This is a genomic window from Sorangium sp. So ce176 (assembly GCF_051519835.1).
Lineage (GTDB): Bacteria > Myxococcota_A > Polyangia > Polyangiales > Polyangiaceae > Sorangium > Sorangium cellulosum_G.
In genome coordinates, this window is the sequence record NZ_CP150371.1 from 10,720,271 (window position 1) to 10,743,443 (window position 23,173).

The 23,173-nt window shown below is 71.1% G+C and carries 17 protein-coding genes; 8 read left to right on the forward strand and 9 right to left on the reverse strand.

Annotated elements, in window-relative coordinates; all coding sequences use genetic code 11:
* Positions 1–117 precede the first annotated feature (117 nt).
* The 4 genes from WMF42_RS40520 to WMF42_RS40535 are packed head-to-tail and all read right to left on the reverse strand — an operon-like array spanning position 118 to position 4,810.
* Positions 118–1,728, reverse strand: a complete 1,611-nt coding sequence (locus WMF42_RS40520) for a DUF4388 domain-containing protein (protein WP_061612458.1) — start codon at positions 1,726–1,728, stop codon at positions 118–120.
* 30 nt (positions 1,729–1,758) lie between these two features.
* Complete coding sequence (locus WMF42_RS40525) at positions 1,759–3,600, reverse strand: diguanylate cyclase domain-containing protein (RefSeq protein ID WP_233562543.1); 1,842 nt, start codon at positions 3,598–3,600, stop codon at positions 1,759–1,761.
* A gap of 41 nt (positions 3,601–3,641) precedes the next feature.
* Positions 3,642–4,439 carry a diaminopimelate epimerase gene (dapF, locus tag WMF42_RS40530; RefSeq protein ID WP_061612456.1) on the reverse strand — a complete coding sequence of 266 codons (798 nt, stop codon included), beginning with the start codon at positions 4,437–4,439 and terminating at the stop codon, positions 3,642–3,644.
* Entirely contained in the window at positions 4,436–4,810 is a 375-nt protein-coding gene (locus WMF42_RS40535) for a DUF167 domain-containing protein (RefSeq protein ID WP_233562542.1), read from the reverse strand. The genes dapF and WMF42_RS40535 overlap by 4 nt, the downstream gene beginning before the upstream one ends.
* Positions 4,811–5,027: 217 nt before the next feature.
* On the opposite strand from WMF42_RS40535, the gene WMF42_RS40540 reads away from it, so the two are divergent.
* On the forward strand, positions 5,028–5,789 hold the full coding sequence (locus WMF42_RS40540; protein WP_233562541.1) for a hypothetical protein: 762 nt from the start codon (positions 5,028–5,030) through the stop codon (positions 5,787–5,789).
* Positions 5,790–5,818: 29 nt separating this feature from the next.
* On the opposite strand, the gene WMF42_RS40545 is transcribed toward WMF42_RS40540, so the two are convergent.
* Positions 5,819–6,433, reverse strand: coding sequence for a hypothetical protein (locus WMF42_RS40545; protein ID WP_061612455.1), 615 nt, complete (start codon positions 6,431–6,433; stop codon positions 5,819–5,821).
* Positions 6,434–6,606: 173 nt separating this feature from the next.
* Here WMF42_RS40545 and zapA point away from each other — a divergent pair, with 173 nt between their 5' ends.
* From zapA to bioD, 3 genes are all read left to right on the forward strand, one after another.
* Positions 6,607–6,936, forward strand: coding sequence for a cell division protein ZapA (gene zapA, locus WMF42_RS40550; protein WP_061612454.1), 330 nt, complete (start codon positions 6,607–6,609; stop codon positions 6,934–6,936).
* Positions 6,937–6,999: 63 nt separating this feature from the next.
* On the forward strand, positions 7,000–8,166 hold the full coding sequence (locus WMF42_RS40555; RefSeq protein ID WP_437688379.1) for an aminotransferase class I/II-fold pyridoxal phosphate-dependent enzyme: 1,167 nt from the start codon (positions 7,000–7,002) through the stop codon (positions 8,164–8,166).
* A 44-nt stretch (positions 8,167–8,210) separates the two neighbouring features.
* Positions 8,211–8,858, forward strand: coding sequence for an ATP-dependent dethiobiotin synthetase BioD (gene bioD, locus WMF42_RS40560; protein WP_437688380.1), 648 nt, complete (start codon positions 8,211–8,213; stop codon positions 8,856–8,858).
* A gap of 1,262 nt (positions 8,859–10,120) precedes the next feature.
* Here the strand turns inward: bioD and WMF42_RS40565 are convergent.
* Both WMF42_RS40565 and WMF42_RS40570 read right to left on the reverse strand, forming a co-directional pair.
* On the reverse strand, positions 10,121–10,777 hold the full coding sequence (locus WMF42_RS40565) for an ATP-binding cassette domain-containing protein (protein WP_437688381.1): 657 nt from the start codon (positions 10,775–10,777) through the stop codon (positions 10,121–10,123).
* Between the two features lie 24 nt (positions 10,778–10,801).
* Positions 10,802–12,187, reverse strand: a complete 1,386-nt coding sequence (locus tag WMF42_RS40570) for a serine/threonine-protein kinase (RefSeq protein WP_061612449.1) — start codon at positions 12,185–12,187, stop codon at positions 10,802–10,804.
* Positions 12,188–12,902: 715 nt separating this feature from the next.
* Between WMF42_RS40570 and dnaN the strand changes: the two genes are divergently transcribed.
* The 4 genes from dnaN to clpB all read left to right on the forward strand — a co-directional run bounded on the left by dnaN (position 12,903) and on the right by clpB (position 20,915).
* The gene (dnaN, locus tag WMF42_RS40575) at positions 12,903–14,033 is read left to right on the forward strand and encodes a DNA polymerase III subunit beta (RefSeq protein ID WP_061612448.1); all 1,131 of its coding nucleotides are present in this window, start codon (positions 12,903–12,905) and stop codon (positions 14,031–14,033) included.
* Entirely contained in the window at positions 14,030–15,178 is a 1,149-nt protein-coding gene (recF, locus tag WMF42_RS40580) for a DNA replication/repair protein RecF (RefSeq protein WP_437688382.1), read from the forward strand. The genes dnaN and recF overlap by 4 nt, the downstream gene beginning before the upstream one ends.
* Positions 15,179–15,598: 420 nt before the next feature.
* Entirely contained in the window at positions 15,599–18,094 is a 2,496-nt protein-coding gene (gene gyrB, locus WMF42_RS40585; RefSeq protein WP_437688383.1) for a DNA topoisomerase (ATP-hydrolyzing) subunit B, read from the forward strand.
* A 211-nt stretch (positions 18,095–18,305) separates the two neighbouring features.
* Entirely contained in the window at positions 18,306–20,915 is a 2,610-nt protein-coding gene (gene clpB, locus WMF42_RS40590; protein ID WP_437688384.1) for an ATP-dependent chaperone ClpB, read from the forward strand.
* 22 nt (positions 20,916–20,937) lie between these two features.
* Here the strand turns inward: clpB and WMF42_RS40595 are convergent, their stop codons facing one another.
* Positions 20,938–22,179 (reverse strand): CinA family nicotinamide mononucleotide deamidase-related protein, encoded by a 1,242-nt coding sequence (locus WMF42_RS40595; protein WP_061612445.1) that lies wholly within the window; start codon positions 22,177–22,179, stop codon positions 20,938–20,940.
* A 99-nt stretch (positions 22,180–22,278) separates the two neighbouring features.
* On the reverse strand, positions 22,279–23,163 hold the full coding sequence (locus tag WMF42_RS40600) for a formylglycine-generating enzyme family protein (protein ID WP_061612462.1): 885 nt from the start codon (positions 23,161–23,163) through the stop codon (positions 22,279–22,281).
* Positions 23,164–23,173 lie beyond the last annotated feature (10 nt).

The following is a 23,173-nucleotide window of genomic DNA, read 5'->3' on the forward strand; positions in this document are numbered from 1 at the left end:
GCGTGGCGACGATAGCAGAAAGCTGCCGCTGCAACGCTGCAAGCGGCGGTCAAGAACGCCGGTTTTCGTGCGAGAAACCCGGAAAATTCGCTCCAATCTGGCGCAAGCGACAGCGGGTCACACGCCCGCGGCGGCCTCGAGCGCGGCGCGCACCAGCAGCGCGATCTGTCCGGGAGACGCGAGATCGAGCGGACCCATCATCGCCTCCGCGTCGATCAGCAGGAGCTCCAGCGCCTCGCAGTGGGCTGCCAGCGCTTCCTTCCCGGCGTCGCCGAGCCGGACGACAGCGGCCGCGCCGTGCAGGGCGAGCGGCCATGTGGGGGCGAAGCCCTCGTCCGTCGGGAGGCCGACCAGGGCGAGCTCGACGCCGTCGCCGAGCCGGATCACCCCGAGCGGCCTCGGCAGCGGCGCGCGCGGCGGCGGCTCGGCCGGGACGACGGCGTCCGCGATGCGGCGGACCGCGTGGGAGAGCGTCGTCATGCGGCGCGCGCTGGCGGCCACGACGAGGTGGGGCGGCGGCGTGAAGCCCGGCCGGGCCAGGCGGGTCACCAGCGACCGGAGCACCGGGAAGTGCTCCGGCGGCGCGAACGGCGTCGTCAGGTCGGCGAGCGAGATGCGGCGGATCTTCCCGGCCGCCGTGAGCTCCATCAGGACCTCGAGGATCAGGAGATCCGGCGCGGCGATCTCGTCGAGCAGCTCATCGAGGTTGTGCGGCATCTGGAGCAGCGCCGTGATCTTCTCGGCCACGACCGCGCGCTCCGCCGGCTCCCCGAGGGACGCCGGGGGCGACGTCGTCGGGTAGCGCGTCACCTCGAGCATGCTCGCGGCCGGCTCCGCCGCCCGGAGCGTCGGCGGCGGCGGCATCGATCCCCTGGCCGCGCCGGGGGGCAGCAGCGCGGCGGTCACGTCGGGCACCGAGGTCGGGGCGCCGGCATCGTCCGCCGCGGCGAGGTCGCCGGCCGCCGGGCCGGCGCCGAAGGCCTCGTGGCCCTGGAGCGGGGACAGGTCGAGCTCGTCGCTCGACGGCTCGGTCACCAGGTAGGCCTCGCCGGCCGGCGCGAGCTCGCTCCGCCGGCGCTGGACCTCGTCGACCTGGCGGAGCGCCTCCATGAGGAGGCGCGACGTCGGCGCGATGATGCGGCGCACGCTCGTCGGCTCGCCGGGCGAGAACGCGAACTGCCCGTCGCGCTCGCCGAGCAGCCGGTACAGCGCCTTCTCCCCTTCGAGGCGGCGGTAGACGGCGTCGATCACCTCCCCTGCCGAGAGCCGCAGCTCGCCTGCGCCGGCCGGCGTGGTGATCCCGAGGACGCCGCTCCGCCGGTTCATCGCGAGGAGCTGGAGCAGATCGACGAGCGGCACCTGCTCGAGATCGCCGCGGGTCTCCTGGAGCACCGTCGGCTTGGAGCCGCGCGGCGAGGCCTCGGTGATGCGCGAGACGATGTGATCGACGTCCCCGCGCAGGACGTCGTCGGGGCCGAGGTCGCCCTCCGCGCCGTCGACAAGGAACAGGATCGGCGTGTCGGCGAGGTCGGGGACGGCGGCGAACGCGTCCGCGAGCGCGCTGTCCTCGTCGATCGCCCTGGCGGCGAGCACGACGTCCGGTCGCCGCTTGAACGCCTGCTCCACGGCCTCGAAGGCGCCGTTCGCGTTCGCCACCGTGAGGCCGCGCGCCCGCAGCGCCGACGCGAGCGCGCCGAGCGCGTCCACGTCCGAGTCAACCAGCAGCACCCTGCGAGACACTTGGGTTCACGCCTCCGATCAGCCGAAGACCCGCAGCCCGACGGCGCGACCGAGCCGCTCGGCGAGAAAATCCGCCAGCAGCGGATCAGCTGCGTGAATACCCCGCACGAACCCGCCCTGGTTTCGACCGACCAGGGCATACGCGCCGTGCTCTGCCAGGACGCAGAGCGCCTCGATGTCGTCGCAACCTGGCGACGATCGGAGATCGAGGGCGTGCACCACAACGTCCTCGCGCGGCGTGCCGAGGAGCGTCCGCACCTGCGCTCCCAGGCTGAGCCCGTCGTGGTGAGCGACAAGGATGAACACGGCGCCGCCGCGGAGCGCGTTCCTGACCACCGACGTCGCGAGCAGCGCCGCGTCGGACGCCGACAGGTCGAGCGCGCGGGGCGCCGAGATCGCGAACGGCCCCTCGGCGGTCGGGGCTTCGCGCACGAGCAGGCTGAAGATCTCGCCGATGCTGCGCCGGTCCTGCGAGATGCGGTGGACGATCGACGACCTGGTGGCGTCGGCGCGCTGGCGGGCGATGCGGAGGAGCTGCGCGAGGCTCTGGCCGTCGTGCGGGAAGGTGGCGAGGCCGACGAGCAGCCCCTTCGGCAGGTACCCCGCGCGCTTCTCGCTGCCGGCCACGCGGGAGAGCATCCGGCGGTGGCAGGCGTGAGCCTCGAGCCCGGCCGTCTCGGGCATGAGGAGGTGGAACTCGTTCTCGTCGACGCGGGCCAGGATGTCGGTGTCGCGCACGGCGCGGAGCAGGTGCTCGGCGACCTGACCGGGGTTGAGCGTGCTCGGCGGGGGCGGCGGCGTGGTCCTCCAGAACGCGAGATCGCCGGGGCGCTCCTGGGCGGCGGCCGCGTCGGGCTCGATGACGATCGTCGCGATGGTGAACCGACGGCCGTGCCGCCGCGCCTTGTCGATCTCGCGGCCGGCGACGTCGACGTAGTAGGCGAACGAGTAGGCGCTCGTCGCCGGGTCCTTCATCGCGGTGCCGCCGGTGGAGCGCTCGCGCTCGCCGAGCAGGGCGAGCGCCGTCGTCGCCTGCGTGGCGAGCAGCTTGACGAGGCCATCGAGGAGCGGGGCGCGCCGCGACGTCGAGACGCTGCTGTCCGGGCGCCTGACCGACGGGAACGCGGAGCTGCGGCCAGGCTCCTTCTGGAGCAGCAGGTGGCCTGCGGTCATCTTGCGGAGGGCGAGCGGGACGACAACGAGCTGCTCGCGCCGGGCGAAGTCGAGGATGTCGGCCTCGGTCCCGTAGGCGGGCGCGCGATCGAGAGGCCCCGTCATCGCCGCGCGGGTCAGCTCGCTGGACCGCTCCCCCACGGTCAGGTACACGGCCGCCGCCGCCGCGCCGGTCGCCTCGACGAACACCTCGGCGACCTGCTGAGCCGCTGCGTTGCGGTCGCGCGCGTCGGCGAGCTCCGCGACGCGGGCGATCCACCCGGCCGCCCGCGCGCTGCGCGCCGACTCCTGCTCGAGCTGGATCCGGAGCGCCCGCTCCGCGAAGCGCAGGCGCACCGAGCCGACAGCGTTCAGCACCTCGTCGCCGCCGAGCGGCAGCAGGAAGAGCCCGGCACCGCCGAGCGCGACGGCGTGCGCCCCCGCCTCGAGCTCGGCCTTGGTCGCCAGCGCAAACACCGTCGCCTCGGGCGCGAGCGCCTTCAGGTGGTGAACCATGGCGAGCCCGGCCCCGTCCCCGAGCCCGACATCGATGAACGCGACGTCCGGCGCGGCGGCCTCGGCCAGCGCGATCCCCTCTGCGAGGTCGCCGGCGAGCATCAGCTCGTCCGACGTGATGACCCGCGAGAACAGCGTGTGCGTCGGCCCGTCGGCGATGACGGCCAGCACCTTGAGCGAGGGTTCGTGCACCGGCGCTCGGCTTGGACTCCAGACCCCCTCGAGCGAGGTGGTCACGCGATCACCACCTCGCCCGAGAACGCCCGGCGCGCCGGGCCCTGCATGAGCAGCTCCAGCGACCCGGCGGCGACGGTGATGCGCAGCGCGCCGCCGGGCAGCACCACGCGGACGGGCGCTCCGTAAGACGCTCGACCCTGCGCGCACGCCGCCGCGGCCACGGCGCAGGCGCCCGTGCCGCACGCCAGCGTGCGGCCGACCCCGCGCTCCCAGACGGTGACGTCGATGCACGCCGCCTCGCCCTGCTCGGCCGGCCGAACGCGGCAGAACTCGACGTTGATGCCCCCTGCAGGCGTCGTCGCGACGATCGGCCCGAGCTCGTCGATCGCGTCCTCCGTTGTCGGTTCGAACGTCACCGCGTGCGGGTTGCCGACGTCCACGGTTGCGAACCGGTGCTCGGCGCCGAGCGCTGCGACAACGAGCGGCTCGCCCATGCGGGCGCGGCCCATGCCGACGAGCACGTCGAAGCGGTCGCCGGCCCGCGTGACCTCGCAGCGCTTGTCGCCGGCGTCGGTCGCGATGGAGAGCGCCCTCTGGGGGGTCCCCCGGGAGACGAGGTAGGCCGCGACGCAGCGGATGCCGTTGCCGCACATCTCGGGGCGGCTCCCGTCGGCGTTCCATACCTGCATGCGCGGCCGCTCGCGATCGATGACCAGCACGCCGTCGGCGCCGATACCGAACCGCCGATCGCAGAGGCGCCGCGCCGCCTCGGCGGTCATCGGGGCCGCCTCGACGAGGATGAAGTCGTTGCCAAGACCTTCCCACTTCTCGAAACGGACAACGTTTTCCTTCATCGCTTCGCCCCGGCGAGCCGCTCTCGCGCCTCGGTCTCCTTGAGCCCGCGGACGGCGACGACCTTGCTCCTGCCGCTCGCGCCGAGGGCGATCTGGACATCGCTCTGGCGCACGTCGAGCGCGCGCGCGAGCAGCTTGACGAGCTCCGCGTTGGCGGCGCCGTCGACGGGCGGCGCGGCCAGCGCCACGTCGAGCGCGCCCTCGCGCACCCCGACGATGGCCGAGCGCGACGACCTCGGGCGCACCTGGACCGAGATGCGGACCTCTTCGCCCCGCGCGCGGATCGCGAGGCGACTCCAGTCGTGGGGGGCGCCGCTCTCCTCGGGTTTGCTCATCTCGCCGCCGGCATCGTAGCGTATCTGGGAGCTCACGCGTGATTCCGCGAGGCGCGGTGACGCCGCTCGCCGGTCGGACACCCGCGAATTTGCCGCCCGGCGGGCGGACCCGCTACTCTTTTCACCGGGTCGTGGGTTGGCTCGCGCGTCCACGACGGGCGGGGCGACTCGCGCCAGCGGTTTTCAATGTTCGCCGCTGATGCTCATTTCCGCGGTGGAGGCGTTTGCCATGACTGATGATGGAGAAGGGTCCGTGAACGCATCGCCCGGCCTCTTGACGAGGTTGTGTGCGCTCGCGCTGCTCACGGCGTCGGGTGGCCTGCTCGCGTCCGCCTGCGCCGACAACGAGAGCAGCCTGTTCATCCGCCAGCGCCTGGCCATGGAGAGGACGGGGGAATGCACCGTGAGCTGCAGCCCGACCGAGCCGGCCTGGTTCCAGGACGCGATCGACTCCGCCTACGTGGGCAGCCACAGCGCGATGCTCCTCGTCGGCAACCAGATCGTGCAGCGCGGCGACTCGGATGTGCTCCGCACCGAGACCTCGCGCGTCGAGCTCTACGAGGCCGAGGTCCGTCTCTCCGACATGGAGGGGAACCCGGTGAACGACGGCTACGTGGTCCCGATCAACGGCGTGGTCGACCCCGGCACGTCCAGCAACGCCGGCTACAGCTGCACCGAGGTCCTCCTCATCGACGGCGCCACGATGGACGACCTGCGCGTCCAGGCGGCGGAGCTCCGGCGCGACGTCGAGGTGCTGGCGACGATCGTCGTCCGGGGCAGGACGCTGGGCGGCCAGGAGGTCGAGACCGCCGAGTGGTCCTACCCCGTCCGGGTGTGCTTCAACTGCAGCCGGTGTGTCGACACGATCCCCCCGGACTGCTGCGAGGGCGCCTCGATCGAGGAGTGTGAGGACCTCGAGGAGATCGAGGGGACCTGCGGCGGCAGCCGGGGCGTCGAGGACTGCCGCAACCTGGGCCGGACCTGCGCCAATCACATCGCGAGCTTCGGGCTCTGAGACGTCAGGGGGAGCTGGATCGGGCGCCGTCACGGCGCCGCTTCAGCTCGGCGCACCGGGGCCGCTTCGGGTGACGGTCCCTTGATGGCGTTGATCGCATAGACGAACGGGAGGCCCAGCAGCGCGACGTCGAGCTGGGCCGCGAGGACGATCGAGGTCTCCTTCGAGGCGCCGAGCCCGATCCGCATCTGGGCGAGCAGCCCTGTGCTCATCGAGTAGCTGGAGTGGAAGTTGTAGCTGCGTCCGCCCCAGAAGAGCGCGGCGGCGACCCCGGGCTCCGGGCCCTCGGCGTCCTCGCTCCATCGGCCGTACAGCCCGGTCGAGACGACCAGCGGAAACACGTCGAGAATCGGAGCGAGCGCGGAGATGCCGGCGCCGAGCTGGATCTCGTCGAAGGCGTGGGTGAGCAGCTCGACATAGGGCCCCACGCCGAGCTCGTCGTTGGCGGCGCGGCCGAACAGGACGTCTCCTCTCATGCCGGCGTGGAAGAGGGTGGTGTCCCAGAGGTGCCGATCGAGGCCGGCGCCGGCGACTCCCAGGGTGACACCGACGCTCGCCTGGGGTTCGGCGCGGGCTGTGCCGTGCGCGAGGACGATCCCCAGGAGCGCGGCAACCGGGAGTGCTGGGCGAACCGCCGTGGCCATGGTGGTGCGATGCTACAGGGCGCTGCTGGAGAGCGCGCTTCAAACCGCCGTTGAAGCGCGCTGGAGACGAGTTTTCCGGGCCCGCGGTCCAGGTGCATCATGGCGAGTCGCTCCGTTCGTGCGATGCAGCCGCCCTGCGCGCCGGGTGGGGTTCATGGTAGCGTCCGGGGGCCATGGCGCGCCGCACAGTACAACTACGGGTAGGTGGTCAAACCTACCGCGTGGTGACGTCCGCGAGCGATGACGAGCTCCAGCGGCTCGCTGCTGTCGTCGACCAGAAGCTCGCCACCGTCGTGCCCGCCGGCCGCTCTGTCACGCCGCAAGCCATGTTGCTGGCCGCCATCGCGCTCGCGCACGATCTGGAGCAGGAGCGAACCCGGGCGTCCGCTATCGCCGGACGGGCGCGGGACGCGTTTGGACGTATCCTCCAGCGGGTGGACGCGGTGCTAGGCGCCGGCGCCGAGACGCCATCGTCCGGCGAAGCGAACGACAGCACGCCCTGAGCTGGAGTCCCCGCCGCTCCCGGGCGACCGTGCTGACCCGCCTTGCTGCCGACTGGAGATGCCATGCCTGCACCCGTGGACGACGTTGTTCGTATCCCCAGCCCCACCCCCGAGGGCATGAGCGCCCTGCGCCACCTCCAGGACGAGCTCTCGGAGCTGAACCGCGCCGGGCTGCTGCGCACCCCACCCTTGGTCGCGGCTCCCGCCGGGATGCTGGTGCTGTGCTCCAACGATTACCTCGGGTACGCCCGTCTCCCCTGGCTTCCAGCGGACGACGCTGCGAGCGGCGCCGGGGCGTCGCGGCTGGTGAGCGGGACGCATGAGACCCACCTGATCGCCGAGCGCGCGCTGGCCGCCTGGCTCGGGACGGAGGCGGCACTCCTGTTCTCATCAGGGTATGCGGCCAACGTCGGTACCCTGGCCGCGCTGGCCCGGCCCGGGGATGTCATCGTTTCGGACGCGCTGAACCACGCGTCGATCATCGACGGATGCCGTCTGTCGAGGGCGACCGTCGAGGTGGTGCCCCACGGTGATCTGGCGGCGGTCGAGGGCGCCCTCGCCCGCGCCGGGAGCGCTCGCCGCCGATGGGTCGTCACCGAGTCGCTCTTCAGCATGGATGGCGATACGCCTGATCTCCGCGGCCTTCGTGAGCTCTGCGACCGTCACGACGCTGCGCTGATCGTGGACGAGGCGCACGCCCTTGGCGTCTCCGGACCGAGCGGCGCGGGACTGTGCGCCGAGGCGGGTGTGCGCCCGGACGTCCTCGTTGGCACCCTCGGGAAGTCCCTTGGCCTTCACGGCGCGTTCGTGGCGGGCTCCTCGACACTGCGGACCTACCTGTGGAATCGCGCCAGGAGCTTCGTGTTCTCGACCGGCATCAGCCCCATGGTGGCGCTCGCCACCGTCGATCGCGTACGCCGCGCCGCGGCGGACGATGCAGGCCGGGCGCGCCTGGCGAGGGTCACCGATCGGCTCCGCTCTGGCCTGCGGGAGCTGGGAGCCCGGCTGCTCCCGGGGTCCTCGGGTCCCATCCTCCCCTGGGTTCTGGAGTCGCCTGGCGTTGCTGTGGAGATGTCGCAGCGGCTCGCGCGGCAGGGCGTCATGGTCCAGGCGATCCGGCCGCCGACGGTTCCGGCGGGCACGTCGCGCCTCCGCATCACGTCGAGCGCTTCCCTCTCCGAAACGGACGTCGAGCGCGCGCTCGTAGGGTTCCGCGAGGCGATGCGGTGAGGGGTCGTCCTGTTTCACGTGAAACAGGGCAGGTCCGGGTCGCCGTGGTCGGCACCGGGACGGGCGTGGGCAAGACGCATGCGTCTGTCGCCCTGGTCGCGGCGCTGGCAGCGCGCGGTGCCCAGGTCTGCGGCCTGAAGCCCATCGAGTCGGGCGTGGACGGCACATCGACGACCGACGCGGAGCAGCTCGCCCTCGTCAGCTCGATCCGACCGGAAGCCGCGCCCTACCGCTTTGCCGAGCCCGTCTCCCCTCACCTGGCCGCGCGCCTGTGTGGGCTCGCGATCTCGCTGGACGTCGCGACCGCCTGGGTCGCCAGGCAACCGGCTCCCGTGGCGATCGTCGAGAGCGCCGGGGCGCTCGTCTCCCCGCTTGGACCGAACCTCACAAACGCCGATCTCGTGCGCGCGCTTGACCCGGATGCCCTGGTGCTGGTCGGCCTCGACCGGCTCGGCATCCTCCACGAGGTCGCCTGCTGCCTGCTGGCCCTGCGCGCGCTCGCCCCCGGCCTGCCGCCGGCCCTGGTGCTGCTGAATCCGCCGGCGGCGTCCGATGCATCGACCGGCACCAACGCTCGCGAGCTCGAGTCGCTCGGCATCGCGTCGAACGTCGTCGTGATGCCGCGCGCCGCTCCCACGGCACCGGCCTCGCTCGCCTCAGCGCAGCTCGCCCTGGCGCGCCTCGGACTCTGAGAGTTCGTCTCGCGAGGAGAGCGACCGCAGCCACGGCGCGCGATTCTGGATTCCGTTCGCCGGCGCGCCAACGACGGCGGCAGAGAGGCTGACCCTCCCTGTTTCACGTGAAACTATCCAGGCCTCCCCGGTGGGCTCACCGGTTCGTGCGCCGCGACGACGAAGCGGCGCCTCGTGGCATCTGCGGCGGTGTGCGCGGGCCCGGATGCGGCGTGGAGGGTCTTCGGCGCGATGGCGCGCGTGATCCTCCCGGACAACAGAAGGCCATCGTGCCACGCGCCGACGAGCTCGCCCCCGTGCTCGTGCCGGCGTTCCTCGACTACGCGCGGACGCGCGGGCTGTTGGTGGATGCCGCGCGTGTCAGGTCGCCAAAAGACAAGCCGCGTGTCGAGAATCATGTCGCGTACGTGCGAGAGAGCTGGTTCGACGGCGAGTCGTTCATCAGCCTCGACGAGGCGCGCGCGTCCGCTGAGCGGTGGTGTCGCGACGTCGCCGGTGCGCGCGTCCACGGCACGACGCGCGAAGTGCCGCGCGAGGTGTTCGAGGCGCGCGAGAGGAGCGCCATGAAGCCGGCGCCGAAAGCGCCCCGTTCGACATGCCGCGCTGGACTGACGCGATGTGCCGCTCCCTGGAGTCGCAGCGGCTGGTCAATGCGCTCTTGCGGCTGTGCAGCAAGTTCGGCAACGGGCGCGTCGACGCGATCTGCCAGAGCGCGCTCGCGTTCGATGTCGTCGACGTCCAGCGCGTGGCGCGCATGCTCGAGACGGCGAAGGCGCCCGCGTCACCGCCCTCGGATGAACGGTGGTTGCGCTCCCCACGCCGTGGTTCGCGCGCAGCACCGAGCACTTCGCGACGCGCACGCTGGCGGCTGCCGCCACGAAGGAGGAGGCGTGATGAGCTCGAGCGAAGTCGACCCTGCGCTCGTCACGGCGCTCAAGCGCCTGCGCCTCGGCCGCATCGCAGCGACGTTGCGTGAGCGGCTCCTGCTCGCCGAGAAGCAGTCGATGGGGCACGAGGAGATGCTGCTCATGCTGCTCACCGACGAAGTCGCGCGCCGTGACGCGAGCGCGACCGATAACCGCGTACGTGAGGCCGGGCTCGATCCCACCAGCCCCCTGTGGGCGCGCTGGCCGGATCGCCGTCGTGATTGCGGATCTCGACCGACCAGAATGGCGCTCGGCGACGCGACGACCGGCGAGGAGGTGCCCCGCTTTCCTCATCCACCCCTGGAGCCCTACCCGAGTCTCCCCCCAGGCCGGGGTTCAGGAAGCCGCGGCGACGACGCGGCCCCGCTCGAGCATGAGACGGGCAGCGGCTCGACCCCGGAACACTTCCGGCTCATGCGAGACGACAACCACGGCAGCGCCTCGTGCCACCTCCGCGTCGACCACGGCGAGGAGCCGCGTCACCCCGGAGCGGTCCAGACCGGTGGTGGGCTCGTCCAGCAGTACAAGCGACGGATGGTGCACGAGCGCTCGCGCCAGCGCGATGCGCTGTCGCTGGCCCCGCGAGCACGTGCGGAGCGGCCTCGTCGCGAAGCTGCCCAGCTCGAAGCGCTCCTCCGCGTAGCGCCACGCCTCGTGAGCATCGAGACCATGGAAACGGGCCGCCAGCTCCACATTCTGCCGACCGGAGAGATCCGGGTACGCCAGCGATTCGTGCGAGAGCCAGCCGATGCTGCCGCGGGCCAGCCCAGCGTCCTCGCCGAACGGCTCGTAAACGATCGTGCCCGAGGTGGGACGAACCACCGTGCCCAGGATCCCGAGCAGCGTCGACTTGCCAGACCCGTTCGCGCCCTCGATGAGCGTCAACTGCCCCGCCTCGATCGTCGCGTTCACCCCGCGCAGCGCCGCCGTCGTCCCGTACGTCTTCACGATGCCGCGCGCCACGACGCGCTCGACCGTACCCACAGCGCTCACCTCGCTCCTCTGCTCACGCCCGCTTCAGCCCTGGTCGCCGTCCCGCGCGCAACCTTCATCCCAGATGAGCGTGCTCATGTCCTCCGGGAACGGCGTCGGATCAACGAGCGTCGCCTCGGCGTCGTCAGACAGATCGTCGCCCCGCACGAACGGATGCAGCGACGGGATCGTCGGCCGGTCCTCCGCCTCATCCTCCCGGGTCTGGCCGCCCACAAGCTCCGGCGCGGGCTCGCTCCGCCGGCGACCAGGGGCCCCGCCTGTCGCCACCTCGAGAGCTCGCGACGACCACACGCTGTGGCGTAGCTGGATCCCCTTTCCCGCCGACGTCCGGGGTCCGTGCCTCGCCGGCTCCGGCGGCACGCGACCGCTCGCGACGAGGATCTGCCCAGGATCACCCGCGCCGCTGTCGCCCACGACCCGAGCAAACATCATCGTCCCATCGTCGTTCCGATCCTCGACGATGCTCTTCAGGGCGAGGCGTTCCGGCCGGCGCCGCTGCGGCACCGGCACCTGGCTCCTGAACCGCCGCAGCGCCTCCTGGAACTCGCGGGCGCTCTGGAACCGGTCCTCCCGCGCCTTCGCCAGGGCACGATCCACGAGCCTCGACAACGCGGGCGGAATCGACGGGTCGAGCTCCATCACAGGGAGGTGCCAGAGCGTGAGGATCTGGATGAGCAGCGCATTGTAGTTGCGCGCCACGAATGGACGTTGACCGGTCAGCGCCTCGTAGAGGATCACGCCGACAGCCCACAGGTCGAGCCGGTGGTCAAGCTCCACGTCCCCACGAGCCTGCTCGGGCGCCATGTAGTACGGCGTGCCCATCACCATGCCGGTGCGGGTCAGATCCATCGCCGCCCCGTCCACGCCAGAAGCCTGGGATATGCCGAAATCCAGCAGCTTGGCGACCGGCAGCATCCCGGTGCGCTCCGAGAGAAAGATGTTGTCCGGCTTCAGGTCGCGGTGAACGATCCCCCGCTCGTGCGCTGTCACCAGGGCCGAGAGGACCTGAAGCATGATGTCGATGAGCTCGCCCGGCGGCACCACGCCGCAGCGCTCGATCCTCTGCGCCAGCGTCTCCCCGTGCAGGCGCTCCATCACGAGGTAGGGGCTGCCGTCAGGAAGTCGCCCGATGTCGTACACTTCACAGATGTTCGGGTGACCGATGCGCCCCGCGACGCGCGCCTCGTGCTCCAGCCTCGAGATGGCCTCGCGCTGCTGCGTCTCCCGCGCATGCATCACCTTGACAGCGACCAGCCGCCCGATCTGGAGGTGCTCCGCCTCGTAGACGGCGCCCATACCCCCCTCCCCGATGATCGCGGTGACCCCGTACTTGTCGCCGATCACGTGGCCGAGGAGCGAGCGGCCGAGCGACGTCGCGCCCTCGCCGTCGCCCCTGGACCACGCGGCCATCCGCAAGTCCGCCCCGGAGGGGGACGGCGATCGCGAGGCCCCGGCGCCTGGCTCAGGGCGCGTGGCACCGCGGGGCGCCAGGCGGGGGGCCGCGGCGGGAGCGCCCCTCCAGGAGGGAGACGCCGACCTGGCCGACGGCGCGGCGGGTCGCAGCACGGAATCCACAACCGCGGCGCCTGCCCGCCCTCCCCCACGCGACGATGGAGCTCCGCTCGGCTCAACGAGGAGCCCGGTCGCTGGACACACGACCCCCCCCACGTCGTGGTGGTCACCGCAGTGGATGCACCGCACCGAACTCAAGTCCGTACATTCTGCACTACTCCATCCAGGTGCCGGTCGGAACCGCGCAGCGCACGAGGTCGAGGGCGCGATCGCTGTGCTCGCTCTACATTCCCGCATTCGTCGAGGGGGATCTTGGGGATAACCCCTTCGACAACCCTGGGGACAAAGCGGGGGAGACGAGCCGCCCTCCGGCTGTCCCCTTTCCTCCTACCCCTGAGGACGGTCCATTTACCCCAGGGCGTTCGCTTCTAACCCATCGAAATTATTAATCATTCCGAGTTATCCCCGCCCTCCACAGCGCCTACGACGAAGACGTTGTCTTTATCTATCTATTTCATGGAAAGAAGAGGCGTCGCGCAAGGTTATCGGAGCGCTCATTTCCGACCCACGCCCGGACGATAACCCTGCTAAAGGGTGCGCTCCGGAGTCGGCCATGGACCTTGTGATCCCCAAGAAAGATCTGCTTCGCCTCGTCGCGCGCTGCCAAGGCGTGGCGGACAAGAAGAGCGCCATGCCTGCGCTCGCCAACGTCCTGCTCGCCGCGGACGGCAACGCCGTCCGCGTCGCCGCGACCGACCTGTACCTCGGGGTCACTGGCCAGACGCAGGCGGACATCAAGACCGGCGGCTCTGTCGCGATCCCGGCCAGGGACCTGCTCGAGCGCGTGAAAGCGATGCCCGACGGCCCCATCCAGATCACCACCACCGAGGGCGCTCACACGTCGCTCAAGGCGGTCGGATCGCCCCGGCGCTACACGCTCCCCGGGCTCCCCGGCTCGGAGTTCCCGCAGCTCCCCGTCCCGGCCCACGACGCGCCCTCGCTGGAGCTGCCCGTCGAGCAGCTCGCGCTCCTGATCTCCCGGACGCATTTCTCGATCTCCACCGACGAGACGCGCGCCCACGTCAACAGCGCCCTGTTCGAGTGGGCCGGCGATCGCGTCCGGATGGTGACCACCGACGGCCACCGCCTGTCCAAGATGGAGGCGACCGTCTCCGGCAGCTCCGCCACCGCGACGATGCTCATCCCGCTCAAGGCGATCACGGAGCTCCGCCGGCTCGCCGAGGAGGCGCGCGCCGAGAAGGAGACGCCGATGGTCGCCATCACCCAGAGCGGGCCGAACGCCTTCTTCAGCATCGCCGGGATGCAGTTCTCGGTGAAGCTCGTCGACGCGCAGTTCCCGCCCTACCAGCAGGTCATCCCGTCCGTCACCGAGCGCTCCGTCCGCGCGCCGCGCGTCCAGTTCGCCGAGGCGCTCAAGGCCATCGCGCTCGCCGCGAACGACCGCACCGGCGGCGTGAAGCTGTCGATCGCGCCGGGGACGCTCCGCATCACCAGCGAGAGCCCGGACACCGGCGCGGGCTTCGACGAGCTGTCGGTCGACTACAGCGGGCCCGAGGTCACGATCGGCTTCAACGCCAAGTACTTCCTCGACGTGCTCGCGGCCATCGACGACGAGGAGATCATCCTCGGCATCTCCGGCGAGCTCGATCCTGCCGTGCTCCGGCCCGGCAGCGAGTCGAACCAGCAGAGCTACGTCGCCGTCGTCATGCCGATGCGGATTTGAGCGCGCCCGACGAGCTCCTGGGACGTACCCCGAGCCTGCTCCTCGAGCGGCTCCACATCCGCGAGTTCCGCAACCTCGGGCGCGTGGACGTCGAGCCGGCGCCGCGCCTCAACGTGATCGCCGGCAACAACGGGCAGGGCAAGACGAGCCTGCTCGAGGCGATCTACTTCGCCGCCACCTCCAGGAGCTTTCGCACGCACCGGGCCGCGGAGCTCGTGCGCCACGGCGCCTCGGTCGCGAGCGCGCGGGCGCGGTTCGTCGAGCGCCGGGACGCGCTGATGCCGCTCGCGCGCGAGCAGACCGCCGCCGTGGAGAACAAGCGGTGCGTCGTGAAGATCGACGGGAACCGGCCGCCGAGCCTCGCGAGCTTCGCGACGCGATCGCCGGTCGTCGCCTTCCACGCGGAGGAGCTCGCGCTGTCGACAGGGCCCGCGAGCGCGCGGCGCACGCTGCTCGATCGGCTGGCGCTGTTCATGGACCCGCAGAGCGCCGACCACCGGGCCCGCTACGCGCAGGCGCTCCGCGCGCGGCACGAGCTGCTCCACCGCGGCGTCGGCGCGGCGGCGCAGGCGAGCTCGGAGCTCGACGCCTTCGAGGAGCTCTGCGCCGTCCACGGGGCGGCGCTCACCCGCGCCCGCGAGGCCGCCGTCCAGGCGCTCGCGCCGGAGCTCACGCACGCCTTCGCGCGCATCGCGGCGCCGGACCTGAGGCTGGCCGCGCGGTACGCGCCGGGCGGCTCCGGGGACGCCGAGCAGGCGCGCGAGGCGCTGCGCGAGCAGCGGCGCCGCGACGCCCACCGGCCGACCGCCGGGTTCGGTCCGCACCGCGACGACCTGCTGCTCGAGCTCGACGGGCACCCTGCCCGCGTTGTCGCCTCCCAGGGACAGCACAGGGCCCTCACGCTGTCCCTCAAAGCCGCCGAGACCGCCGCGATCGCGTCCGTCCGGGGCGTAGAGCCGATTCTGCTGCTCGACGATGTATCGAGCGAGCTCGACCCCGATCGCACGGCCGCGCTGTTCCTGTTCCTCGGGATGGCGCGCGGCCAGGTGTTTCTGACGACCACGCGGCGCGACCTCATCGTCACGCCGGGCGTCCTTTCCTCGGAGCGCCGTGATTTCCACGTCGAGGGCGGCGCGCTCAGCTAGCGCGCGCGGCGGGCACGCCGGGGGATGCGCCTCGGCGGAGCCCGCCGTGACACGGCCGCCGCGACCCCGCCAGAGGCGTTGATCCACCCCGCTCAGGGCGCGAGTTGGAATGCTCCGGACGCGCCCGCGCGAGGCGCTGAAAATACGATGTTACAAGGCCTCCGGACCCGGCGAAACGCTTGCCCGAGCCCCTGATTTCAGCTACATTTCCGCAGTCTTTACGGGGGCTCGACGAGCGGTCCGCGCATGATCGCTCGGGGCCTCTGACGCGATCCGGCGCCGCGGCCGCGGCCCCGGGGTCCCACCCGACGAGCTGCCATCGAGCCGGCCCCTCCCACTGCAAGAACTCCGGCAATCCGAGCGGCCTCCGCCGCTCTGCGCCCCCCGGTGAGAGGCGGCGGGCGCGCCACCAGGACCGAGATGACGGAACCCACCCTGAGCCAGCCGACCGACCTTACCAAGCCCTCGTACGACGCGCACAGCATCACGGCGCTCGAGGGCCTTGAAGCGGTGCGAAAGCGCCCCGGCATGTACATCGGCGATGTGCACGACGGATCGGGGCTGCATCACCTCGTCTGGGAAGCCGTGGACAACGCCGTCGACGAGCACCTCGCCGGCGCCTGCACGGAGATCAGGATCACCGTCCACTTCGACGGCTCGGTCTCCATCGAGGACAACGGCCGCGGGATCCCGGTCGGGATGCACGCGAAGGGCATGAGCGCCGCGGAGGTCGTCATGACCGTCCTCCACGCCGGCGGCAAGTTCGACAACTCCAGCTACAAGGTCTCTGCGGGCCTGCACGGCGTCGGCGTGAGCGCCGTGAACGCCGTCTCCGAGTGGCTGAAGCTCGAGATCAAGCGCGAGGGGAAGCTCTGGTTCCAGGAGTACGCCCGAGGCGTGCCCAAGGCGCCGCTCAAGGCGATCGGGGTGACGGACAAGACGGGGACGAAGCTCACGTTCAAGCCCGATCCGGTCATCTTCAGCGCGGTCGAGTTCAGCTTCGACATCCTCGCGAGCCGCCTGCGCGAGCTCGCCTTCCTGAACGCCGGGCTCGTCATCCACCTCCACGACCAGCGCCCGGACGGGAGGGCGGAAGCCTACGAGTACAAGGGGGGCATCGCGGAGTTCGTTGCGCTCCTCAACAAGACCAAGGAGCCGATTCACGACGACGTGATCAGCTTCGTCACGCAGCACGAGATCGCCGGCTCGGGCGAGGGCGCGAACGGCCGCGGCAGCGCGGCGCCGCCTGTCGGCGTGGAGGTCGCGCTGCAGTGGAACGGCTCGTACACCGAGGCGATCTTCTGTTACACGAACAACGTCCACAACAGGGACGGCGGCACGCACCTCACCGGGCTCCGCGCCGCGCTCACGAAGACGATCAACAACTACGGGAGCGCGCACAACCTCTTCAAGGAGCTGAAGCAGGGCCTCCAGGGCGAGGACGCGCGCGAGGGCCTGACGTGCGTGCTCAGCATCAAGCACCCGGACCCGTCGTTCGACTCCCAGACGAAATCGAAGCTCGTCTCCAGCGAGGTCAAGGGCATCGTCGAGGCGGTCGTCAGCGACAAGCTCGGGCAGTACTTCGAGGAGAACCCGCAGAGCGCGAAGAAGATCATCGAGAAGGCGGTCGTCGCGGCCAAGGCGCGCGAGGCGGCCCGCAAGGCGCGCGAGGTGATCCGCAAGGGCTCGCTCGACGTGACGTCGCTCTCGGGCAAGCTCGCCGACTGCCAGTCCAAGGACCCGGAGAAGAGCGAGATCTACATCGTCGAGGGCGAGAGCGCCGGCGGCAGCGCCAAGATGGGGCGCGACCGGCACTTCCAGGCGATCCTGCCGCTCAAGGGGAAGATCCTGAACGTCGAGCGGGCCCGGCTCGACAGGATGCTGAGCTCCGCCGAGGTCGGCACGCTGATCACCGCCCTCGGGTGCGGGATCAACGACGCGGGCGGGTTCGAGATCGACAAGCTCCGCTACCACAAGATCATCCTGATGACGGACGCCGACGTCGACGGGTCCCACATCCGGACGCTGCTCCTGACCTTCTTCTTCCGGCAGATGCCGGAGATCATGGAGAAGGGGTATCTGTTCATCGCGCAGCCGCCGCTCTACCGCGTGCGCAAGGGCAAGCGGGACCTGTACCTCAAGGACCAGGCCGCGCTGGACGAGTTCCTCGTGGGCAACGCCGTGGACGGGCTCGAGATCCTCGCCAGCGGCGGGCAGACGGGCATCCTGGGGCAGCCGCTCTACCGGCTCGCGCAGCGGCTGAAGCGCTTCCGCGCGGTGCTGTCCAACATCGACAAGCGCTGTGACGCGCGGATCGTGGCGGCGGTGCTGCGGTCGAGCGGGCTCGGGCGCGACGATCTGCGCGAGACGAAGAAGGTCGCGGCGGCCGCCGACGAGCTCCGGGCGTACCTGAAGCAGCGGTATCCGGACCTGTTCCCGCTGACGCTGGCGACGCCCCGGGACACCGAGCACGGGACGAGCCGCATCGAGGTCGTGCCGCGGCCCGGCGCGAGCGCGCGCAGGAGCGTCATCGACTGGGATCTCGTGAACTCGCCGGAGTACCAGGAGGCCTGGTCGATCGAGCAGGATCTCCGGTCCATCGGCGCGCCGCCGTACCGGGCGCGCTCGTCGAGCGGCGAGGAGACGATCGAGAACGGCGAGGCGCTCGTCGAGTACATCGAAGAGCGGGGCAAGAAGGGTATCGCGATCAGCCGTTACAAGGGCCTCGGCGAGATGAACGCCGACGAGCTCTGGGAAACGACGATGAACCCGGACGCGCGGACCCTCCTCCAGGTCCGCATCGACGATGCGGTGAAGACGGACGAGCTCTTCACGATCCTCATGGGGGATCAGGTCGAGCCGAGGCGGAACTTCATCGAGCAGAACGCGCTCAACGTGAAGAACCTCGATATCTGATCTGCGCTCGCGGCGCGCAGCGCCGCGGTGCATGGCGCGCCGCGCTCGCGGGTCGGTCCGCCGGACCCTCGGGCGCGCGAGGCGCGGTGGGGGGTTGACGCGGCGTCGAGGCTGCATCGATCAGCCGTCGAGCTCGTTTGGCATCTCTGGCAAGTCGCTTGCTTGGTCGGGCCCTTGCTGGCGCGGGCACGCGCCTTAGCTTCGGGGTGCCATGAGAATCGAGCGAATGACGACGAAGGCCCAAGAGGCCCTGCGAGAGGCTGTCGACTTCGGCAGCCGCCGGGGCAACCCCGAACTCTATCCCGAGCACCTCGTGCGGGCGATCGTCGGCCAGGACGGCGGCGTCGGCGCTCCCCTGGTGCAGAAGACGGGCGCCGATCCGGCGGGGTTGGTGCGCCTCCTCGAGGCGAAGATCGACACCTATCCTCGCGTGAGCGGCGGCGCCGAGCCGAACCTGTCGCGGCGCTCGCTCGCGGTCCTGCAAAAGGCCGAAGACGAGGCGAAGTCGCTCAAGGACGACTACATCTCGACAGAGCACGTCCTGCTCGCCGCGACGAAGGTAGACAAGGAGATCCAGTCGATCTTCGAGCGAGCGGGGCTCTCGTACGACAAGCTCCTCGCCTCGCTCGCGGCCGTGCGCGGGAACCAGCGCGTGACCGATCGGGACCCGGAGGGGAAGTTCCAGGCGCTCGAGAAGTACACGCGCGATCTCACGAAGCTCGCTCGACAGGGCAAGATCGATCCGGTGATCGGCCGAGACGAGGAGATCCGGCGCGTGATCCAGGTGCTCTCGCGCCGCACCAAGAACAACCCGGTGCTCATCGGTGAGCCCGGCGTCGGCAAGACAGCCATCGTCGAGGGCATCGCCCACCGGATCGTCGCGGGCGATGTGCCCGAGTCGCTCAAGGACAAGACGATCGCGGCGCTCGACCTCGCCGCCATGGTCGCAGGCTCGAAGTTCCGCGGCGAGTTCGAGGACCGGCTCAAGGCCGTGCTCAAGGAGATCGAGGGCTCGAACGGGCGCATCATCCTGTTCATCGACGAGCTCCACACCCTCGTGGGCGCGGGCGCGGCCGAGGGCGCGATGGACGCGGCCAACATGCTGAAGCCGGCGCTGGCGCGCGGCGAGCTGCGGTGCATCGGCGCGACCACGCTCGACGAGTACCGCAAGCGGATCGAGAAGGACGCGGCGCTGGAGCGGCGGTTCCAGCAGGTGCTCGTGTCGCAGCCGAGCGTCGACGACACCATCGCCATCCTCCGGGGCCTTAAGGAGAAGTACGAGGTCCACCACGGGATCCGCATCCAGGACGCGGCGCTCGTGGCGTCAGCGGTGCTGTCGAACCGGTACATCACCGAGCGGTTCCTGCCCGACAAGGCGATCGATCTCGTCGACGAGGCGGCGTCGAAGATCCGCATGGAGATCGACAGCCTGCCCACGCCGATCGACCAGGTCGAGCGCGACCTGCTCAAGCTGCAGATGGAGGAGCAGGCGCTCAAGCGCGAGAGCGACAAGGCGAGCAAGGCGCGCCTCGACGAGGTGCGGCGCGAGATCGCCGAGCTGCAGGGGAAGCGCGACGCGATGCGGGCGCAGTGGATGCGCGAGAAGGAGCTCATCTCGGAGCTGCGGCAGCTCAAGCCGCAGATCGAGGAGCTCAAGCTCGAGGAAGAGCGCCTGAAGCGCGCCGGCGATCTCGGGCGCGCGGCGGAGATCCATTACGGCAGGATCCCGGAGATCGAGAAGAAGCTCGAGTCGATCCACGCCACCCTCGCGCAGGTGCAGACGAAGCAGAGCTATCTGAAGGAGGAGGTCACCGACGAGGACATCGCGGCGGTCGTGTCGAAGTGGACCGGGATCCCCGTGTCCAAGATGCTCGAGAGCGAGATGCAGAAGCTCCTGCGCCTCGAGGAGGAGCTGCGACGGCGCGTCGTCGGGCAGGAGGACGCGCTCCGCGCGGTGTCGAACGCCATCCGGCGCTCGCGCGCAGGCCTCGGCGACGAGCGGCGGCCGATCGGATCGTTCCTGTTCCTCGGGCCGACCGGCGTCGGCAAGACCGAGCTCGCGCGCGCGCTGGCCGAGATCCTCTTCGACGACGAGCGGGCCATGGTGCGGCTCGATATGAGCGAGTACGGGGAGCGCCACGCGGTGGCCCGCCTGATCGGCGCGCCGCCCGGGTACGTCGGCTACGAGGAGGGCGGCCAGCTCACGGAGCCGGTGCGGCGGCGGCCGTACAGCGTGGTGCTGTTCGATGAGATCGAGAAGGCCCACCCGGACATCTGGAATACGCTGCTCCAGGTGCTCGACGATGGACGCCTGACCGACGGGCAGGGGCACACGGTCGATTTCAAGAACACGATCATCATCCTGACATCGAACCTCGGGACGCCGGCGGCGGCGGCGATCGAGGAGCGCGCCAACCTGCCGGCGGAAGAGAAGGCCGAGCTCGTGAGGAGGGCCGTCGTCGACGAGGTGCGGAAGCACTTCCGACCGGAGTTCTTGAATCGGCTCGACGATCTCATCGTGTTCCGGCGGCTCGGGCGCGAGCAGATGGAGAAGATCGTCGATATCCAGCTCGATCTCCTGCGAAAGCGCCTGGATCGGCGCGGGCTGCTGTTCACCATCTCGCCCGAGGCGAAGGGCTACCTCATCGAGCAGGGGTGGGATCCGCAGTACGGCGCCAGGCCGCTGAAGCGCGCCATCCAGCGGAGCATCGAGGACGAGCTCGCGAAGCGGATCCTCGGCGGCGAGTTCAAGCAGGGAGACACGGTGCGGATCGACCGCGGGGGAGAGGGGCTGACGTTCTCGCGCTCAGCGCCGAACTGACGCGGGTGAGCCCGCGCCCGCGTCAGCGCTCGGGGAGGTTGCCGGCGATGCGGCGGAGGAGGTCCAGGACGGCGTAGGCAGCGCCGAGCTGGACCTCCTCGCGATCCCCCGAGAAGATGCGATCGCGCACGACGAGGCCGCCGGGGTGCGAGACGGCCCAGTAGCAAAGGCCGACCGGCTTGGCCGCCGTGCCGCCCGTCGGGCCGGCGATCCCCGTGACGGAGATGGCGACGTCGACCTCGCAGAGGCGGCGGACCCCTTGAGCCATCTCGGCGGCGACCTCGGCGGACACCGCGCCGTGGCCGCGCAGGGTGTCCTCGGCGACGCCGAGGAGCCGGGTCTTGGCGCTGTTCGCGTAGGTGACCGCGGCGCCGACCAGGTAGTCGCTCGCCGGGTAGCTGGTGAGCAGGTGAGAGATCAACCCCCCCGTGCACGACTCGGATACGGCGAGCCGCCAGCCACGAGCGCGCACGGAGCGCCCGACCATCTCGGGGAAGGCGTCGCCCCCTTCCCCGTACACGGCCGTGCCGAGCCGCTCGCGGACGTCGGCCGTCGCCCTCAAGGCCAGCTCGTGCGCCATCGACTGCGTGGCGGCGCGGGCGTGGACCTTCACGTCGACCTCGGGGTAGTGCACGCGGTACCCGAGCGTGATGCCGGGATAGGCGCCCTCGACGTCCTTCAGGAGCTCGCCCAGCGCAGACTCGGGGAGACCGTAGGTGCGGAGACGCACCTGGAAGGTGTTGTTCGGCGCGGCCGGCCGCACGCGCGGCAGGACCTGATCCGCGAACATGCTCTTCATCTCCCGCGGGACGCCCGGGAGGAAGAAGACCGTGGACTCGCCGAGCTGAACGCCGAAGCCGGGCGCGGTGCCGGACGAGTTCGGAAGGATCTCCGACCCGGCCGGGACCTCGGCCTGCTTCTCGTGGCCCGCGTTCATCGTCTTGCCGCGGCTCTCGACGCGGCGGCGGACGGCGAGGAGCGTGCTCTCGTCCCGCACGAGGTCGGTGCCCATGGCGCGCGCGGCGGCCAGCGCCGTGAGGTCATCCGTCGTGGGGCCAAGGCCGCCGGTGGCGATCACCAGCCGGTGAGCGCTCGCGAGCTGGCGGACCGCGGCGGCGATGCGGTCGACGTCATCGTCGACCGTGACGGACTCGCTGACCGTGAAGCCCGCTGCGGTGAGCTCGGCAGCGAGCCAGGTCGCGTTGGTGTTGATGATCTCGCCGCGGGTGAGCTCGGTCCCGATCGAGAGAAGCGCGACAGTCATTGGGAAGGGCGACTGTAACCCAATCCGGAGCAGACGGAGCGCGTTTCCGGAGTGTTTTGCGGTCAGGTCCGGTCCCCTCCCCCGCCGCGCGCCGCCAGGTCAACGGTCGTAGGCGCACCGGAAGCCGATATCCGGCGCTCGGGTCGACACAGGGAGAAGCCGACGGTTCCAGGTGCGGAGCGCCGCCGCGGCGCCGTCAGCCCACGATCCGCCGTGAGTTCCCGACATCTCCGACCCTGGCCGGTCGGGGGCCGCCCACTCGGCGACGTTGCCCGCCAGGTCGAACAGGCGCCCGGCCGCGTGGACGGCGGCGCCGTCGGGGCGCGCGCCGGCGAGCTCCGGGCCCGTCGCGTTCCATCCGCACGGGCCCGCCCGCAAGCCGAAGGCGACGCGCCGGCAGACCGCGCCTGTGTCTCCCCATGGGTACCGCCGGCCAGAGGGCCCCGCGGCGGCGAAGGAGAGCTGATCCCGCGAGGGGAGCGCCCCGCCCGCGAAGGCGCAGAAACGGGCGGCTTCTTCCACGATGATCCCGGTCACGGGCAGGCCCGGCTCGCCGCGCAGCGGCAGCGGGACGCACGCGCCGGCGTCCACGCAGGTGGCGTAACGCTGCTCGGTGACCTCGAACGCGTCGAGCGAGAACGCCGGGACGAACACCTCGCGCGTGCGCGCGTGCGCGTCGACGATGCCCTGCGCCTCCCAGTCGCTCGGCCCGAGGCGCAGCGTCCCGGCGGCGATGCGCACGCTCGCGCCCGGCGCGACGCACCCGCCGGGAGTGAGCGTGAGGCCGGCGCCGCAGCGGCTCGGCGCGCCGGCGCAGCGGCCGGCCTCGAGGCGCTGGCCGTCGCCGCAACAGCGCGGGCCGAGCGCGACCATCCCCGGAGCGCAGCGCGCCGGCGGACCGCCGCGCTGGAGGGCGAGCACGGCGACGCCGGCGATCATCAGGAGGGCTGCGGCCGCCGGGAGAGCGACGTTCCAGCCAGGCATCGATCCGAGG